Raw genomic sequence first — 18,682 nt, 5'->3', positions numbered from 1 at the left:
TAATTTTGGATGTATAACAGCGGTAACACGAAATATGATTGAAATTGAAAATAAATTCCTGTTTTTTATTTTATATTTGTTACTCTAATTCAATTATACGGTGAGCCAAATCAATAAGCTTAAAATTCTGAATGATCCTATATATGGTTTTATAACCATTCCTAATACCTTAATTTACGACCTGATTCAGCATCCTTATTTTCAACGTTTGCGACGTATTTCGCAAATGGGGATGTCGTATCTGGTTTATCCCGGAGCGCATCATACCCGTTTTCATCATGCTTTGGGATGTATGCATATCATGCAAAAAGCGGTTCAGGTATTGCGTTTTAAAGGTGTTGTTATTTCGGATGAGGAAGAAACGGCTTTGTATATCGCCATTTTATTACACGATATTGGTCACGGTCCTTTTTCGCATGCGATGGAACACAGTATTGTGGAAGATGTACATCATGAGGAGATTTCCATGCTGTTTATGAACCGCCTTAATGAAGAATTTGAAGGAAAGCTAAGTTTGGCGATTCAGGTATTTAAAGGCGATTATCACCGGAAGTTTATGTTGCAGCTTATCTCGAGTCAGTTGGATATGGATCGTTTGGATTACCTGAAACGGGATAGCTTTTATAGTGGCGTAGCCGAAGGAAATATTAATTCCGAACGTCTGATTCAGATGATGAATGTAGAGAACGATCTGTTGGTTATCGAAGAGAAAGGAATTTATTCGGTAGAAAAATTTTTAGGTGCACGTCGACTGATGTATTGGCAGGCGTATTTACATAAAACCAGTGTGGTGGCAGAATTAACGCTGACTAAAATATTAAAGCGGGCCAAAGAACTGGCACAAAAAGGACAGGTTCCGGAATGTAGCAAACCATTACAATTTTTTATGACACACAAGGTGACATTAGAGGATTTTGATAACGATATACTGGACAAATTCGCCCAATTGGATGACTTTGACATTATGAGTGCGATTAAAGCATGGCAATTTCACGAAGATTATGTATTGGCTTCCTTAAGTAAAATGATTATTAATCGCGATTTGCTTAAGATTCGTATGGTGTCCGAAAAAGTAGAAAATTCGGAAGTGGAAGCGCTAAAAAAGAAATGGTTAATGATACATCCGATGAGCGAAAAAGAAGCGGAGTATTTTGTTTTTAAAGGGAAAATTAAAAATCAGGCCTATAATAAAGCTGGGGAGCCGATTCGGATCCTGAAAAAAGACCGAACGGTGGAAGATGTTGTCGAAGCATCCGACCAAATGAATCTGAAAGCCCTGTCCAAACCGGTTACCAAATATTATATCTGTTTTCCAAAAGTACTTTTAGGAAGTTTAGATTAAATTAAATTTTATATTTTTGTCGGGATGAAATTTACAGCTGAACAAATTGCAGGTATTTTAGAAGGAGTAGTTGTTGGGAATCCCGCGGCCGAAGTCTATAAATTAGCAAAAATAGAAGAAGGTACGGAGGGATCGTTAACTTTTTTAGCCAATCCGAAATACCTTAATTATATATATACCACACAGGCGACGATTACAATCGTTAATGCTACTTTCGAACCGGAACAGGAGCTTACAACGACACTTATTAAAGTAGAAGATGCCTATAAATCCTTTTCCAAATTACTGGAATATTACAATCAGGTAAAACTGATGAAGTCCGGAATCGAACAGCCTTCGGTTATTTCTGACAATGTAACGTATGGGGAAAATCTGTATTTGGGAAGTTTTTGTTATATCGGTGCCAATGTGAAAATCGGAAATAATGTAAAAATTTATCCGAATAGTTTTGTGGGCGACAATGTAACGATTGGTGATGATACCATATTATTTGCCGGTGTACGCGTCTATTCCGAAACCGAAATCGGTAAAAAATGTGTGATCCATTCGGGTTCCATTATTGGTTCCGACGGTTTTGGTTTTGCACCAAACGAAGAAGGGGTCTATAATAAAGTGCCGCAAATTGGTAATGTGATCATCGAAGACAATGTCGACATCGGTGCTTGTACTACAATTGATCGTGCAACCTTAGGATCGACTGTTATTCGTAAAGGGGTAAAACTGGACAATCAGATACAAATTGCGCATAATGTGGAGATTGGTGAAAATACCGTAATTGCATCGCAAACCGGAGTAGCCGGATCGACCAAAATCGGTAAAAATTGTATGATCGGCGGACAAGTAGGTATCGTAGGTCATATTACGATAGGGAATAATGTTAAGATACAGGCGCAGTCCGGAGTATCCCGAAGTGTAAAAGATTTTGAAACCATACAGGGAAGTCCGGCGTTTAATTACGGCGATTTCAGCAAATCCTATGTGGTTTTTAAAAACCTGCCGAAAATCGTAAAAGATATCGAAGATTTAAAACGAAAAAAATAGCAACAAAATAAAACCAAAATTTAAGCCATGGTTAAGCAAACAACCATTAAAAACGAAATCTCATTAAAAGGAGTAGGGCTCCATACAGGTCAGGAAGTAACCATGACCTTTAAACCGGCTCCTGTGAATAATGGTTACACCTTTATACGTGTAGATTTGGAAGGACAACCGATTATTGAAGCGGATGCCAACTATGTTGTAAATACGCAAAGAGGGACCAACCTTGAAAAGAAAGGCGTTAAAATCCAGACGTCCGAACACGTACTGGCCGCATTAGTAGGATGTGATATTGATAATGTTATTATTGAATTAAATGCCTCAGAGCCGCCAATTATGGACGGGTCATCAAAATATTTTGTTGAAGCAATCGAAAAAGCCGGTGTTGAAGAACAAAACGCCGAACGAAATGTTTATGTGGTAAAAGAAGTAATTTCCTATACCGATGAAGCAACGGGTAGCGAGATTATCGTGATGCCGGCCGACGAATATCAGGTAACCACTATGGTTGATTTCGGAACCAAAGTATTGGGAACGCAAAATGCTACCATGAAATCGATCGGTGAATTTAAAACCGAAATTGCAGATTGTAGAACATTCAGTTTCCTACACGAACTGGAAAGTTTGTTGGAACACGGATTGATAAAAGGAGGTGACCTGAACAATGCTATTGTTTATGTAGATAAAGAAATATCGCAGGAAACAATGGAGCGTTTAAAAGTAGCATTCGGAAAAGAAAAAATTTCTGTAAAACCAAACGGAATTTTAGATAACCTGACGTTACATTACCCGAATGAAGCTGCCCGTCACAAGCTATTGGATGTGGTTGGCGATTTGGCTTTAATCGGAACCCGAATCAAAGGGAAAGTAATCGCAAATAAACCAGGACACTATGTAAACACACAATTTGCGAAAAAAATGTCGAAAATTATTAAAACAGAACAACGCAATCAGGTTCCGGTATACGATCTTCATAAAGAACCTTTAATGGATGTAACCAAAATTATGTCTATGTTGCCACACCGTCCGCCATTTTTGTTGGTAGACCGAATTCTGGAAATGTCCGATTCGCATGTGGTTGGTTTGAAAAATGTAACGATGAACGAAGATTTCTTCGTAGGGCACTTCCCTGGAGCGCCGGTTATGCCGGGTGTTTTAATCGTGGAAGCGATGGCACAAACCGGAGGGATCCTTATCTTAAGTTCGGTTCCGGATCCGGAAAATTACCTGACCTACTTTATGAAAATTGACAATGTGAAATTTAAAAATAAAGTATTGCCGGGCGATACACTGGTATTCAAGTTAGACCTGTTGTCACCAATCCGCAGAGGAATTTGTCATATGCAGGCCAGTGCTTATTCCAACGGAAAATTAGTCACTGAAGCCGAATTGATGGCACAAATCGTGAAAAAGAATTAAACAAGCAAAGTATGAATCAACCCTTAGCATACGTACACCCGGGCGCAAAGATTGCGAAAAATGTGGTGATTGAACCTTTTACAACGATCCATAATAATGTTGAAATCGGGGAGGGAACCTGGATTGGTTCCAATGTGACGATTATGGAAGGTGCCCGTATTGGAAAAAACTGTAATATTTTCCCGGGAGCCGTTATTTCGGCTGTTCCTCAGGATTTAAAATTCGGAGGTGAAGATTCTTTGGCTATTATCGGAGACAATACCACAGTACGGGAATGTGTTACGGTAAACCGTGGAACAATAGCATCCGGTGTTACTAAAATAGGTAAAAACTGTCTTATTATGGCCACGGCGCATATAGCACATGATTGTCATATCGGAGACAATGTAATAATTGTAAATGGCGTACTTTTGGGAGGTCACGTAACGGTTGGCGATTTTGCTATCATCGGCGGACTTTCAGCAGTACACCAGTTTATCAATATCGGAGAGCATGCCATGATTTCCGGAGGATCGCTTTTGCGTAAAGACGTTCCACCGTTTACAAAGGCAGCAAAAGAACCATTATCCTATGTGGGTATCAACTCGGTGGGATTGCGAAGAAGAGGATTTTCTACTGAAAAAATCAGAGAAATTCAGGATATTTACAGAATTTTATACCAGAAAAATTACAATACCACTCAGGCTTTAAGCATTATTGAGGCCGAAATGGAAGCCACTCCGGAACGCGATGAGATCATTTTATTCATTCGTAATTCTTCAAGAGGTGTCATGAAAGGGTATACCGGTATATATTAATAAGTAAGCAAATAGATTTTTAAATAAACAAACAAAATAAAAAATGGCGAGTACGGCTGATATTAGAAACGGATTATGTATTAAATTCAACAATGATATTTATAAAATTGTAGAATTTTTACACGTAAAACCAGGAAAAGGACCTGCATTTGTAAGAACAAAATTAAAAAGTGTAACCAACGGTAAAGTATTGGATAATACTTTTTCGGCAGGACACAAAATTGATGTAGTTCGGGTAGAAACACACAAATTCCAGTTTTTATACGCGGAAGGAGAAGATTTTCACTTTATGAATGTGGAAACGTATGAGCAGATTGCTTTAAATAAAAACATCCTTGATGCTCCGGATTTATTAAAAGAAGGAGAAAATGTAATGGTTCAGATCAATGCCGAAACGGAAGCACCATTATCAGTAGATATGCCGGCATCTGTAGTATTGGAAGTAACCTATGCAGAACCGGGAGTTAAAGGAAATACGGCTACCAATGCCACCAAACCGGCAAAAGTAGAAACAGGAGCTTCGATTAACGTTCCTTTGTTTATTAACGAAGGCGACAAAATTAAAATCGACACCGCTACCGGTTCTTATATGGAACGGGTTAAAGAATAATTTTATTTTTATTGGGCAATTTTATATTGCCCAATTTTATCTTACAATAGTATGAAATTTACAAGAACCTATTCTTTACGTGAAATCGCTGTGATAATTGATTGTAAATTTGTAGGTGATGCTGAATTCCCGGTTATGGGAATGAATGAGATTCACGTGGTTGAACCGGGTGATATTGTTTTTGTGGATCACCCGAAATATTACGACAAAGCATTACAATCGGCTGCCACAATAGTTCTGATTAATAAAGAAGTGGAATGTCCTGAAGGGAAAGCCCTTTTATTGTCGGACGATCCGTTCCGCGATTTTAATAAATTATCACGTCACTTTAAACCGTTTAAAGCAACAGGAGTTGCTATTTCGGATACCGCTGTTATTGGTGAAGGTACCGTAATTCAACCGAACTGTTTTATCGGGAATAATGTAGTAATTGGTAAAAACTGCCTGATTCATCCTAATGTTACCTTATACGACGATACGGTAATCGGTGATAATGTGATTATCCATGCCGGTAGTATTTTGGGCGCGGATGCTTTCTATTATAAAAAACGTCCGGAAGGATTTGATCAGTTGGTTTCCTGCGGTCGTGTGGTCATCGAAAATAACGTTGGCATCGGAGCTTTATGTACCATTGATAGAGGTGTTACCGGTGATACAACCATTCGCGAAGGCGCTAAAATAGACAACCAGGTACATATCGGACACGATACGGTGATTGGTAAAAAATGTCTTATCGCGGCACAAACCGGAATTGCCGGATGTGTGATTATTGAAGATGAAGTAACACTTTGGGGACAAGTGGGAACTACCAGTGGTATTACCATAGGTGAAAAAGCGGTTGTTCTGGCACAGTCCGGAGTTTCGAAATCACTGGAAGGTGGTAAAGTTTATTTTGGTTACCCGGCTGAAGAGTCAAGGGAAAAACTAAAACAGCTTGCTTATGTGAAAAAGATCCCACAAATTCTAACACAAATCAATAAAAATGAATAAGGAGCGGGTTAAAGAATTTTATCTGTCAAATGGACCGTTAAACAGAAGTTTAATGGAAGAATTTCTACACGATGGAATCATTTTTAACTGGCATAGTTCCAAAGGCTTTTTACAACTGGACAAACAGGATTTACTGGAACTGGCAACAGAGTTAAGTAAATCGTATGTCGCGTCAAGGATCGAAATCAATCATATTCTGGAAGACAATGATAAGGTATCGCTACAGTATACCCATTATGTAGCGCCTATTGAAAACCCGAATGAAGAGATGATTTTGGCGCATTTTATGGTCATCTGTGAACTCAAAGACGATAAGCTCTATAAGGTTTACCAGATGAGCCAGTTGAACTAGGCGAAAAAAATAAAAATTAGCCGATAAAAGTTTGAAAAAACTTTCTTCGATTACGTTCAAAACCCTATTTTTGCAACACAGTTTTTAAAAATAATATAAAAAAAATATCATGAGTGTTTTAGTAAATAAAGATTCTAAAATAATTGTTCAAGGATTTACAGGTAGCGAAGGAACTTTCCATGCTACGCAAATGATTGAATATGGTAGTAACGTTGTAGGTGGAGTTACTCCGGGTAAAGGAGGAACAACCCACTTGGACCGTCCGGTTTTCAACACGGTAAAAGACGCTGTTGATCAGGCGGGTGCCGATACGACTATCATTTTCGTTCCGCCAGCTTTTGCTGCTGATGCAATTATGGAAGCTGCGGATGCGGGTATCAAAGTGATCATCACGATTACAGAAGGTATTCCGGTAGCCGATATGATTAAAGCTTATGATTATATTAAACACAGAGACTGTCGTTTAGTTGGACCTAACTGTCCGGGTGTAATCACTCCGGGTGAAGCTAAAGTTGGTATCATGCCAGGTTTCGTTTTCAAAAAAGGAACTGTAGGTATCGTTTCTAAATCAGGAACGTTAACATACGAAGCAGCTGATCAGGTTGTAAAACAAGGTTTAGGAATTACTACAGCTATCGGAATTGGTGGTGACCCGATCATCGGAACTACTACTAAAGAAGCGGTTGAATTATTAATGAACGATCCGGAAACAGAATGTATCATTATGATCGGTGAGATCGGTGGACAACTGGAAGCAGATGCGGCACATTGGATCAAAGCCGACGGAAACCGTAAACCGGTAATCGGATTTATCGCTGGTGAAACCGCTCCGAAAGGAAGAACAATGGGGCATGCTGGTGCGATTGTTGGAGGAAGTGATGATACTGCTGAAGCTAAAAAACGTATCATGAGAGAAAATGGAATCCACGTGGTAGATTCTCCGGCTGAAATCGGTAAAAAAGTAAAAGAAGTATTGGGTTAATTCCCGATCGCTATAAAAATAAAGGGCTGTCTATGTGTAGATAGCCTTTTTTTATTGTCACACCTTACAGGTTTCTAAAACCTGTAAGGTGTTATATATTGAATAATTAAATATTTGTTGAATACTGTTTTAAAACATTCGAAGCCTGTTTGATATGACGTTCGTTATGGTAAATCAGAAACGATAGGGTATCGCCCAGTTGCAAACGAATAAGCCTGCTCAGGCTAATAGCGGTTTTGTTTTTGATCAGATCAACTTGCTGTGCCTGATCAAGAATAAGTAACAACGTTTCCTGTTGCGTAATAAAAACATCCAGAACACCTTGATCCAGTTGACTACCGATTGGATTATAACTTTTTAAGGAATTAATTTTTGTCTGACTTGCTGCTTTCATCATTCGGGCAAAATAACCGCCTAAAACTCCGGTTTTATAAAACAATTGCGGCTTTTTATAACGGGCTTTTGCAATACAACGATTTAGCTCCGGCAGATAAAAATCGCCATAACGATTCAGATGTTCAAGACATTCCAGAATACTCCAGCTTTTTTCCGATTGCCGCCAGTTGAGTGTTTTCGGATTATTAGCTTTAAAAGAATTTCCAATTTCAATATTGTTCCGGGTTATTGTGGTTAATTCCTCCAGTAGTTGTTTTGTTTCCATCGTTCAAATATTTGTACAAAATTCGAACAAGACGGGCGAATAAAAATTGATGCAAATCAAGACTTTTTAATGCGCGATAAAGTTTCGGCTGTCATACGAAGATAGGAAGCGATATATTTATCCGGAATTTCCTGAAAAACCTGCGGACTTCGTTTTAAAACACTTTTATACCGATCGACAGGCGAAGCCATTAGCAGATCTCTTTCCCGTTCCATTTGTTGGAGTATCAGCTGACCGAGTATTGTATTCCATAATTTTAAATGCGTTAGATCGCTTTCTATAAATGCGAGCAGCCTTTTTTTAGAAATGGTTTGAACCGTACATTTTTTGAGCGCCTGAATATAAAACTGAGTAGGTTTGTCGGTAAAAAAACAGTCAATCGCCGTAACAAACGAATTTTTATAACCAAACCGAATGGTATTTTCTTCTTCCGTATCAACGGTAAATACCCGAACACTACCTTCAACAATAAAGAAAACAGTCGAATCCAGGCAGCCTTCGGTTATCAGGTAAGCATTTCGTTTAAAAATCGTTTCGGTTTCCCAAAGCTTGTTTTCTAATAATAAAGTATATAAAGTTTCGATAGCATTCATATAGGGAACAATTGTGTGATCATCATAAATAGAATGTTATCAAAGATATTAAAATAGAAAGGGTAAGAGGTTTTATTTTTAAAGTGATTATAGTGTTGTAAATCAGGTTATTATTTTTGATAACAAAATTAAAATAGTACAAATTGTCTATATTTATATTGCGAATAAAGATAACAGAACTAAAAATAACAATATGGAAGGACAACAATACGCATTTCAGCCTTTTTCGAACGACGAAATCGAAAACCTGCGAGAGGAAATGAAAAAACTGGAAATCAGTTTAGATCACACTGAAAACAGGGATTCTTTTTTTGAAAATCCGTACGTCTCTTTGATGAATAATTGTAACATAAAGATTTTAAAAAGAGTTCGGTTTAATGATGATTTCGTTGCAGTTTTTAACGAGAATGTTCGAAAATTCCGACCTCTATTTAATAAATGCCTGATTTGTAAAGTAGCAGTAATGATACTGCTTTATACCTTATTGTCCTACACCGGGTTCATCGATATTGCAGATATACCAGCTTTGATTTTGGCTTCTGAATTTATCAAAGGAATCGAAGATTTTTTTGGAGGCACGCGTACGGAAATTGAAAAACTTCTGAAAATAATAAAAGAAACCCTTGAGCAACTCACGGTTCCAAATATTGCACTACAAATTTGCCAGTATTTTGGTTTTTGTTCGCTATCGATTGATGCGGAAAAAAAACAATAATAGTGTAAGACAGGTATAAAAAGAATTAAGGTGCTGTCAAATGTTGAATAATTGTCCTTACATGGTTCATTTTTAATAAAAAAGCGTTTTATGTGATAATTAAGCAAAAAAGCTTTTATATTTGCATCAGTTATCACGAATCTCATAAAGAGATAGCAACCTGCAACAACAAGCAAGGTGCTAAAACGATAAGCCAATTCTGTTGGAAAAAATGTTGTTATTTTTCACACACACTTTTCTGATCCAGTTTTGCTTGTCTCGTGAGCTTATTTAATTTCTAAGCAATCGATGATGAAAAAAAACAAAACAAAAAGCGGCGCGTTAGCGTTATTGCCGTTATTCGTATTTATTTTTACTTTTTTAGGAGCCGGCATACTGCTGGACGATTTTTATGCCTTTCCGTCGCCGGTAGCGGTGCTAACCGGAATCATTACAGCCTTTCTTTTATTTAAACCATCCATTACGGATAAAGTCGATACTCTGATCAAAGGATGTGGCGACAGTAAAATCATGACCATGTGTCTTATTTATCTGTTGGCCGGGGCTTTTGGCAGTGTGACCAAGGCTATGGGCGGTGTCGATTCGGTTGTGAATCTGGGAATCAATCATATTAATTCGGAATATTTTCCGTTGGGAATTTTCCTGATTGCGTCCTTTTTGTCTACGGCAACCGGAACTTCGGTCGGTGCGATAGTGGCATTAGGGCCTATTGCGGTAAGTCTGGCCGATAAAAGTGGTGCTTCTTTACCATTAATTAGCGGATCGTTATTAGGTGGTGCGATGTTAGGGGATAACCTGTCGATCATTTCCGATACGACCATCGCCGCAACCCAATCGTTAGGTTGTGAAATGAAAGATAAATTCAAAGTCAATCTGTTTATCGCGTTGCCAGCTGCGTTGATCACCATTTTACTTTTGTTGTTTTTCGGTTTTAACAGCGAAGTGGCAACAGTGGTTATCGAAAAAGGAACGTACGAATGGATTAACCTGTTACCGTATGTATTAGTTGTTATTTTGGCGATAATGGGATTAAATGTTTTTGTAACGCTGCTAACCGGTATTGTGATGGCAGGAATTATTGGATTAGTAGGAAATGATTTCGCTGTATTGGATTTTACAAAAATTGTATACGAAGGATTTACCAGTATGACTGATATTTTCTTATTATCGATGTTGACCGGAGGATTGGCAGCCTTGGTTGAACAGGCAGGTGGGATCAATTACGTACTAAAGACGGTCAAATCGAGGGTTAAAAACAAGCGATCGGCGCAATTGGGAATCGGTGCACTGGTGAGTTTTGTAAATCTGGCCATTGCGAATAATACGGTATCGATAGTGATCACAGGAAGTATCGCTAAAGAAATCAACGACGAATACCATTTGAGTCCGCGTAAAACAGCAACCATACTCGATATCTTTTCCTGCATCGTACAAGGGATTCTGCCGTATGGCGCTCAGGTATTGTTATTGTTGAATTTCGCCGGTGGTAAACTCGGTTTTTTCGACCTGATCGGGAATACCTGGTATATAGTCTTTCTGTTTTTGTTTACACTTATAGCGATCTATAGCCGTTATTGGGACCGATTAACCAATAAATTCTTTAAAGTTTAGCGGTATTACAGACAGATTAAAAACCGAATTGTTATATTTGTTACTTATTTCAAATAAACAAACTTAATCGTAATATGAAATTACTGGAAGGAAAAACCGCAATCATCACAGGAGCGAGTAGAGGAATCGGAAGAGGAATTGCCGAAGTATTTGCCAAACAAGGTGCTAATGTAGCTTTTACCTATAGTGCTTCTGCCGAAGCAGCAAAAGCTTTAGAAAACGAATTAATGGCTTTAGGTGTAAAAGCAAAAGGATACCAGTCGAATGCAGCTGATTTTAATGAAGCTCAGAAATTAGTAGATGATGTAATTGCAGAATTCGGAAATGTAGATATTCTGATCAATAACGCGGGAATTACAAAAGACAACCTTTTAATGCGTATTTCGGAAGAGGATTTCGACAGCGTAATCGATGTAAACCTTAAATCGGTTTTCAACATGACGAAAGCGGTACAACGAATTATGCTAAAAAACCGTGCGGGTTCTATTATCAATATGAGTTCGGTGGTTGGAGTAAAAGGAAATGCTGGACAAACCAACTACGCGGCTTCTAAAGCAGGTGTAATCGGTTTCTCAAAATCGGTAGCCTTGGAGTTAGGTTCCCGTAATATCCGTTGTAACGTAATTGCACCGGGATTCATCGAAACGGAAATGACGGCTAAATTAAACGAAGACGTTGTAAAAGGATGGAGAGAAAACATTCCATTGAAAAGAGGCGGAACGCCGGAAGATGTAGCCAATGCATGCGTTTTCTTATCGTCTGACATGAGTGCGTACGTAACTGGTCAGGTGTTGAATGTTGATGGAGGTATGTTGACATAATCATTTAGTTAAAATAATGTAAAACCTTAAAAATTAAAAGTTTAATAGCGAATATATAATGACAACATCTACAATTGTATTGCTGATAGTAGCTATTATTATTGCTTTTGGTTTAGCGTTTTACCAATACTTATACAAAGCCGGGAACAGGTCGAAAATACACCTGTTTCTGGCTTTTTTACGTTTTTTTACGTTATTGTCCATTTTTATATTGCTGATTAATCCGGTTATTTCCCGGAAAACCTATCAGGATGTAAAAACACCTTTGCCGGTAATTGTCGATAATTCCCAATCGATTCGCGAGTTGAAGCAGGAGGATCTGGCCAAATCACTATCCGAAAAAATAGCAGAGAACAGTGCTTTAAAAGAGAAATACGACGTACAATTGTATACCTTCGATGCCGGTTTTTCAGCCGGAAAGCAACTTGATTTTAAAGGGAAACAAACGCATATCGATCTGGTAGCTCAAAATTTAAAGCAATTTTACCGCAATCAGAATTATCCGGTAGTATTGCTTACCGATGGAAATCAGACGATTGGAAATGATTATGTGTACAGTTTTCAACAAAATACAACCGTTTTTCCGTTAGTATTAGGTGATACGACCACATTCCTGGATTTGAAAATCAACCAGCTGAATGTCAATAAATATGCATTTCTAAAAAATAAATTCCCGGTTGAAGTCTTTCTACAATATAGCGGTACTAAAAATGTCAATGCCGTTTTTAGTATTCAACAGGGTAATGGAACGGTTTACAAACAAAATGTGACTTTTGGCCCGTCTAAAAAAGCACAGGTCGTTTCGGTTTTGCTTAATGCAGATAAAGTAGGCGTACAGACGTATAAAGCAGTCATTACGTCAACCGAAAACGAAAAAAACAAATATAATAATGCTAAGAACTTTGCGGTAGAAGTTATCGATCAACGATCGGAAATTGCGTTGGTTTCGTCTTTAAATCATCCCGATTTAGGAGCTTTAAAACGTGCCATCGAATCGAATCAACAACGTAAAGTAACGATCGTTAATCCAAACGAAATCAATTCGTTAAACGATTATAATGTTCTGGTGTTGTATCAGCCAAATTCCGATTTTAAAAAACTGTTGGAGTTAAATAAAAACCTGCAATTAAACACCTGGACGATCACCGGATTGCAAACGGATTTTAATCTGTTAAACCAATCGCAGTCGGCAATTCAATTTAGAATGGGTAGTCAGAAAGAAGATTTCTCAGCCGATTTTAATTCGCAATTTAATGCCTTTGCTTTGGATAATATTGGTTTTGAACAAATGCCACCGTTGCAAAATCCATTTGGTACGATAACCCTTACCGGTAATGCGAATGTTTTATTGCAATCCCGAATCCGCAACATTGTATCCGGAAATCCGCTATTGGTTTTTACCGAAAACGGCGCGAAACGGAATGCCTATCTTTTTGGTGAAAACATTTGGAAATGGCGTGTCGAGAGTCATCTAAAAACCAAATCGTTCGAGCAATTCGATATTTTTATCGATAAAACAATACAGTTTCTGGCTTCAAATGCCTTAAAAAAATCGTTGGTAGTACAACATGAAAGCTTTTATAATTCGGGCGAAACTATCGAAATTACAGCACAGTATTTTAATAAGAACTACGAATTCGACGAAAATGCCCGCCTTACGGTTCAGTTAAAAAATAAAAAGACCAATGCCATTAAAAACTATGATTTTCTAAAAGGTAGTGGTGAATACAAAGTAAACCTCGACGGACTTGAAGCGGGGCAGTATGGGTTTGTTGTAAAAGAAAATCAGTCGAAAACATCCTATAGCGGTAACTTTGAAGTACTGGATTTTGAAATTGAAAAACAATTCGTAAATCCGGATGTAGCGCGATTAACCCAATTGTCGGCGAATACAAATGGTAAAATCTATTATCCAAATCAAGTAGAGGCGCTAATCAAAGCCTTATCCGAAAATCCAAATTACGTTCCGGTACAAAAAGCCGTGATCACACAATCGCCTTTAATCGACTGGAAAGGTTTATTGATCATTTTAATCGTAAGCCTTGCGGTAGAATGGTTTGTTCGAAAATACAACGGTTTGTTGTAAGTATCCGTTTTGCCTTTGATACGTTTTTTGGTAGCATCAATTCCTTTATTCTATTTTCTATTTAAACCTAATCTTACGTAAATCGAAAAGATAGTACTAGCTATGCTTTTTAATTAAAGCGGCATAGGGAAGGAGGAGATACCCGGATTTGTAGAATCTCGATTTGGTGTAGAAATAAAAAAATCCTGATTTATATAAATCAGGATTTTTTATATGGGTTTTTGTTTGTAATCCGAAAGGCTTACTCTTCGTCATCGTCTTCTTCGTCGTCCTCGTCATAATCGCGATCTTCATCATCGTCCTCGTCATCGTAGTCCTCATCATCTTCATCATCCTCATCTCCGTCATCCTGAGATTTTTTAGGTTTGGATGGTTTCGACTTTTTAGCGTCGTCATCCTCGCCATCTTCGATGTCAAGTCCTTTGATGTCTAATGTATCTTCTGCTGCGATATCATCTTCATCATCGTCGAAATTTTCAATTCTATCAGCAAGCTTAGTACTTACTTTTACTAAGTAGATCGTATCTTCAGTTCGTACTTCAACTGCTTCAACTGTTTCATTCTTAGCATTCTTAAAACGGATAACATCAGAATCATCGTATCCGTCGGGAAATTTCTCAACTAAGAGAGTTAAGATCTCATTTGTTAATTTAGCGTAATCTACAATTACTCTTTTCATTCGTTGTTTTTTAATGCTTGTTGTTGTTTCAAATGTAATATCCTAAAACGTATTTTCAAATAAAAAATCCTGTTTTTTTTAGGGCAAACATTAAAAATTACATATCCAATAGATAAGCAAAAATAAGCGGTGCCACAATAGTTGCATCCGATTCGATTACAAATTTCGGTGTATTGATATCCAGTTTACCCCAAGTGATTTTTTCATTTGGAACCGCTCCGGAATACGAACCGTAACTTGTGGTTGAATCAGAGATCTGACAGAAGTAACTCCAGAAAGGTACATCGTGCATTTCCATATCCTGATACAACATCGGAACCACACAAATAGGGAAATCACCGGCAATACCACCACCAATTTGGAAGAAACCAACGCCTTTGTCGCTGTTTTTAGTATACCAGTCGGCAAGGAACGTCATGTATTCGATACCCGATTTCATGGTTGTTGCTTTTAATTCGCCTTTAATTACGTAGGAAGCAAAGATATTACCCATGGTACTGTCTTCCCATCCCGGAACAACAATAGGTAGGTTTTTTTCTGCCGCAGCATACATCCAACTGTCTTTTAAGTCGATTTCGTAATATTCTTCCAGACATCCTGAAAGTAACATTTTATACATGAATTCATGCGGGAAATAACGCTCTCCGGCATCTTCTGCATCTTTCCAGATTTTGTGGATATGTTTTTGTAGACGACGGAATGCTTCGTGCTCCGGAATACAAGTATCGGTAACACGGTTCAAACCTCTTTCCAATAAATCCCACTCCTCCTGAGGTGTTAAATCACGGTAGTTTGGAACACGCTCGTAGTGCGAGTGAGCCACAAGGTTCATGATATCCTCTTCTAGGTTAGCTCCTGTACAGGAGATAATTTGTACTTTATCTTGACGGATCATTTCAGCAAAAATCTTTCCTAATTCTGCTGTACTCATAGCTCCGGCTAATGTCACCATCATTTTTGCACCGTTCTGTAATTGTGCTTCGTAGGCTTTGGCCGCATCAACTACCGTCGCAGAGTTGAAATGTAAATAATACTTTTCAATAAACTGACTGATTGGTCCTTTACTCATTTCTTAATTATTTAAAGTTAATGTCTGCTTTTGTAGAAAAGTCAAACATACTGAATTTATTTTTCTTTTTTCTCGTAACCTAAAATCTTCAGCACCTCGTCGGCAGTTTGTTGTTCCGAAAATACTTCAGTAGCTACAATACCATTTTCGTCGCGGTCAATAAGGATATGTTTCGGTTGTGGAATCAGACAGTGGTGTAGACCTCCGAAACCACCGATCGTTTCCTGATACGCTCCGGTGTTAAAGAAACCGATATACAACGGTTTTTCCTTGTTGTATTTCGGAAGGTAAACTGCGTTCATATGCTGCTCGGAATTGTAATAATCGTCGCTATCACACGTTAATCCACCTAATAATACCCGTTCGTACGTATCGTTCCAACGGTTTACGGCCATCATAACAAAACGTTTGTTAATCGCCCAGGTATCCGGTAAAGTAGTAATGAAAGACGAATCGATCATGTTCCATTTTTCACGGTCATTTTGTTGTTTCTGATACAACACCTGGTAAATCGCACCTCCGGATTCTCCAACGGTAAACGAACCAAACTCGGTAAAGATATGCGGTACCGGAACATCGGCATCGTCACACGCAATTTTGATTTGGTTTAGGATTTCGCTGATCATATATTCATAATCGTATTCGAAAGCCAAAGAATTTTTAATCGGGAAACCACCACCAATATTAAGACTGTCTAAAGAAGGACATTCTTTTTTCAAGGCGATATATACTTTCATACATTTTAAAAGCTCATTCCAGTAGTAGGCCGTATCGCGAATACCGGTATTGATAAAGAAGTGTAGCATTTTTAGTTCCACATTCTTGTTTTCCTGAATTTGCTTTCTGTAAAACGGAACGATGTTTTTATAGCCGATTCCCAAACGAGAGGTATAGAACTCGAATTTCGGTTCTTCCTCAGCCGCAATACGAATACCGATTTTAAACTTACCTTCGATTTTTTCCTGTAATAAATCCAATTCTTCATAATTGTCGATTACCGGAATCGTTTTTGAATGACCGTTGTTGATCAGTTTTGCAATATTATCAATATATTGTTCACGTTTAAAACCGTTACAAACAACATAGGTGTTTTTGTTGATTTTACCTTGTGCCATTAGGTTTTCCACGATATTCACGTCGAAAGCCGAAGACGTTTCGATATGAATATTGTTTTTAAATGCCTCGTTCATCACAAATTCGAAGTGTGAACTTTTGGTACAATAGCAGTAGTAATATTTTCCTTCGTATTTGTGTTTTTCCATAGCCTTACGGAACCATCCTTTGGCCTTGTTGATATTATTGGAAATTTGTGGCAAATACGTAAACTTTAACGGCGTACCGTATTGTTCAACCAATTTCATCAAATCGATATTGTGAAACTGAAGGTTGTCTTTATTTAATGTAAATTCCTCCTGAGGAAAATAGAAAGTCTGGTTGATCAGGTCGTAATATTTTGTATTCATTTTAATAAGTGCTTTTTAGGTTATAATAATAAATTCTTTAAAAAAGATTCTTTAGTATAACGCACTTTTCAAACTCTAATATTAGCGTACATAATCTGCAATTTTTCATGCAGCGGATTGGTAAAAAGGAAAATGTCAAAATTGCGGACACTTTTAATAGAAAAAATAATCCGTTGCATTTTGGACAAGGATCTGTTTTTCCGGGTGTTTCCGCTGTTGGGGATATGAGGATTCTGACTATTTTTCATCGCGACAAATGTAAAAAATAATAGCTCGTTTTTAAAAACAATTTTTATTAAAAAAATCTTAGTTTTTATAATCGTCAAAAGCCTTATAAATCAGGTCATTTTCGATCTCTTCGTCGATTTTTACGGCACCGATTCCGTTTAAAAGGGCAAACTTCACTTTTCCGAATTCATTTTTCTTGTCGTGAATCAGCAAATCGATACAATTTTCGATGTCCTTTTCGGTAAAAGGAACCGCCGGATAAATATCGGCAATGACACTTTTTATTTCCTGATATTCATTTTCGGTCAACAACTCTTTTTCGAGTGATAAATAGCTTTCCAGGATCATTCCGATAGCGATAGCTTCACCGTGAAGGAGTGTTTCCTTGTTTTCATTTTCAAGAAAATAACTTTCAATGGCATGTCCCAGCGTATGTCCAAAGTTTAACGCTTTACGCAATCCTTTTTCTGTCGGATCCTGCGTTACCACATTATTTTTAATGCGCACCGATTGATGAATTAATTCGTTTAAATCGTCAGTATTCAGACTGGAAAGATTCCCGAATTTGGTCCAATAGGCACGATCCTGAATCAATCCGTGTTTCAGCATTTCGGCTAATCCGGAACGCATCTGACTTTGCGGTAAGGTTTCCAGATAATGCGTATCGATTAAAACCGCAATCGGATTCTGAATCACACCCACCTGATTTTTAAGATTGCCGAGATCCACACCATTTTTACCACCTACCGAAGCATCGACCATCGCCAAAAGGGTAGTGGGTACATTAATAAAATCGATTCCTCTTTTATAGGTACAAGCTACAAATCCGCCCAAATCGGTCACCACGCCACCGCCTACATTAATAATGATACTCTTTCGATCGGCACCCAATTCGGTTAGCGCCTGCCAGATCTGTGTACAGGTTTCGATGTTTTTATAGACCTCTCCGGCTTCGAATTCGATAATCTCAATCGGGATTTCGGTAGCAAGATTGGCTAAAAAATCCGGCATACAGTAATTTGCTGTTTCACTGTCGACTACGATAAAAATTTTCGAATAGGCACCCTTATAGAGTGTTTCACTTAAAAATGTATAGCAGTTTTCGTTAAAATAGATGGAATAACCGTTGGACTGGATTGTTTGCATCGCTTGAAAAGTTGATAATTCAATGGCAAAAATCGTCATTTTTTATGATATATTCTTAAACTGTGGCTATATTTGCACAT

General features: G+C 37.9%; 18 protein-coding genes and 1 riboswitch. Of the genes, 12 read left to right on the top strand and 6 right to left on the bottom strand.

Annotated elements, in window-relative coordinates:
- Positions 1–100: 100 nt before the first annotated feature.
- The 8 genes from ABFU83_RS06700 (at position 101) to sucD (ending at position 7,530) form a co-directional block, all read left to right on the top strand.
- Positions 101–1,342, top strand: a complete 1,242-nt coding sequence (locus ABFU83_RS06700) for an HD domain-containing protein (RefSeq protein WP_347069770.1) — start codon at positions 101–103, stop codon at positions 1,340–1,342.
- A gap of 24 nt (positions 1,343–1,366) precedes the next feature.
- Positions 1,367–2,383, top strand: coding sequence for a UDP-3-O-(3-hydroxymyristoyl)glucosamine N-acyltransferase (lpxD, locus tag ABFU83_RS06695; protein ID WP_300491921.1), 1,017 nt, complete (start codon positions 1,367–1,369; stop codon positions 2,381–2,383).
- 27 nt (positions 2,384–2,410) lie between these two features.
- Positions 2,411–3,799 (top strand): bifunctional UDP-3-O-[3-hydroxymyristoyl] N-acetylglucosamine deacetylase/3-hydroxyacyl-ACP dehydratase, encoded by a 1,389-nt coding sequence (locus ABFU83_RS06690; RefSeq protein WP_136401394.1) that lies wholly within the window; start codon positions 2,411–2,413, stop codon positions 3,797–3,799.
- Between the two features lie 11 nt (positions 3,800–3,810).
- Complete coding sequence (gene lpxA / locus ABFU83_RS06685; RefSeq protein WP_136401395.1) at positions 3,811–4,596, top strand: acyl-ACP--UDP-N-acetylglucosamine O-acyltransferase; 786 nt, start codon at positions 3,811–3,813, stop codon at positions 4,594–4,596.
- 43 nt (positions 4,597–4,639) lie between these two features.
- Positions 4,640–5,206, top strand: a complete 567-nt coding sequence (efp, locus tag ABFU83_RS06680; protein WP_136401396.1) for an elongation factor P — start codon at positions 4,640–4,642, stop codon at positions 5,204–5,206.
- Between the two features lie 51 nt (positions 5,207–5,257).
- Positions 5,258–6,196, top strand: coding sequence for a UDP-3-O-(3-hydroxymyristoyl)glucosamine N-acyltransferase (locus ABFU83_RS06675; protein ID WP_347069766.1), 939 nt, complete (start codon positions 5,258–5,260; stop codon positions 6,194–6,196).
- Complete coding sequence (locus ABFU83_RS06670) at positions 6,189–6,548, top strand: nuclear transport factor 2 family protein (RefSeq protein WP_347069764.1); 360 nt, start codon at positions 6,189–6,191, stop codon at positions 6,546–6,548. The genes ABFU83_RS06675 and ABFU83_RS06670 overlap by 8 nt, the downstream gene beginning before the upstream one ends.
- Before the next feature lie 109 nt (positions 6,549–6,657).
- Positions 6,658–7,530, top strand: a complete 873-nt coding sequence (gene sucD / locus ABFU83_RS06665; protein ID WP_347069762.1) for a succinate--CoA ligase subunit alpha — start codon at positions 6,658–6,660, stop codon at positions 7,528–7,530.
- A 106-nt stretch (positions 7,531–7,636) separates the two neighbouring features.
- On the opposite strand, the gene ABFU83_RS06660 is transcribed toward sucD, so the two are convergent.
- A complete protein-coding gene (locus ABFU83_RS06660) occupies positions 7,637–8,191 on the bottom strand; it encodes a DinB family protein (RefSeq protein WP_347069760.1) in 555 nt (184 codons plus the stop codon).
- Positions 8,192–8,247: 56 nt separating this feature from the next.
- A complete protein-coding gene (locus tag ABFU83_RS06655; RefSeq protein WP_347069758.1) occupies positions 8,248–8,784 on the bottom strand; it encodes a Crp/Fnr family transcriptional regulator in 537 nt (178 codons plus the stop codon).
- A gap of 193 nt (positions 8,785–8,977) precedes the next feature.
- Here ABFU83_RS06655 and ABFU83_RS06650 point away from each other — a divergent pair, with 193 nt between their 5' ends.
- The 4 genes from ABFU83_RS06650 (at position 8,978) to ABFU83_RS06635 (ending at position 14,017) form a co-directional block, all read left to right on the top strand.
- Positions 8,978–9,499, top strand: coding sequence for a hypothetical protein (locus ABFU83_RS06650; RefSeq protein WP_347069757.1), 522 nt, complete (start codon positions 8,978–8,980; stop codon positions 9,497–9,499).
- Between the two features lie 125 nt (positions 9,500–9,624).
- A riboswitch (SAM-I-IV-variant riboswitch) is annotated at positions 9,625–9,721 on the top strand.
- A 69-nt stretch (positions 9,722–9,790) separates the two neighbouring features.
- Entirely contained in the window at positions 9,791–11,110 is a 1,320-nt protein-coding gene (locus ABFU83_RS06645; RefSeq protein ID WP_347070202.1) for a Na+/H+ antiporter NhaC family protein, read from the top strand.
- 74 nt (positions 11,111–11,184) lie between these two features.
- On the top strand, positions 11,185–11,931 hold the full coding sequence (fabG, locus tag ABFU83_RS06640) for a 3-oxoacyl-[acyl-carrier-protein] reductase (protein ID WP_347069756.1): 747 nt from the start codon (positions 11,185–11,187) through the stop codon (positions 11,929–11,931).
- Between the two features lie 58 nt (positions 11,932–11,989).
- Complete coding sequence (locus ABFU83_RS06635; protein ID WP_347069754.1) at positions 11,990–14,017, top strand: hypothetical protein; 2,028 nt, start codon at positions 11,990–11,992, stop codon at positions 14,015–14,017.
- 241 nt (positions 14,018–14,258) lie between these two features.
- Here the strand turns inward: ABFU83_RS06635 and ABFU83_RS06630 are convergent, their stop codons facing one another.
- The 4 genes from ABFU83_RS06630 to aroB all read right to left on the bottom strand — a co-directional run bounded on the left by ABFU83_RS06630 (position 14,259) and on the right by aroB (position 18,602).
- Entirely contained in the window at positions 14,259–14,696 is a 438-nt protein-coding gene (locus ABFU83_RS06630; RefSeq protein WP_136401405.1) for a DNA primase, read from the bottom strand.
- 97 nt (positions 14,697–14,793) lie between these two features.
- On the bottom strand, positions 14,794–15,765 hold the full coding sequence (locus tag ABFU83_RS06625; protein WP_136401406.1) for a deoxyhypusine synthase family protein: 972 nt from the start codon (positions 15,763–15,765) through the stop codon (positions 14,794–14,796).
- Positions 15,766–15,821: 56 nt separating this feature from the next.
- On the bottom strand, positions 15,822–17,228 hold the full coding sequence (locus ABFU83_RS06620) for an arginine decarboxylase (RefSeq protein ID WP_347069752.1): 1,407 nt from the start codon (positions 17,226–17,228) through the stop codon (positions 15,822–15,824).
- A 306-nt stretch (positions 17,229–17,534) separates the two neighbouring features.
- A complete protein-coding gene (gene aroB / locus ABFU83_RS06615) occupies positions 17,535–18,602 on the bottom strand; it encodes a 3-dehydroquinate synthase (protein ID WP_347070201.1) in 1,068 nt (355 codons plus the stop codon).
- Positions 18,603–18,682: the final 80 nt, after the last annotated feature.

The sequence above is a fragment of the Flavobacterium sp. WV_118_3 genome, from assembly GCF_039778605.1.
GTDB lineage: Bacteria > Bacteroidota > Bacteroidia > Flavobacteriales > Flavobacteriaceae > Flavobacterium.
The sequence above is the reverse complement of the archived record's forward strand: the minus strand, read 5'-3'. Positions and strand labels throughout refer to the sequence as shown.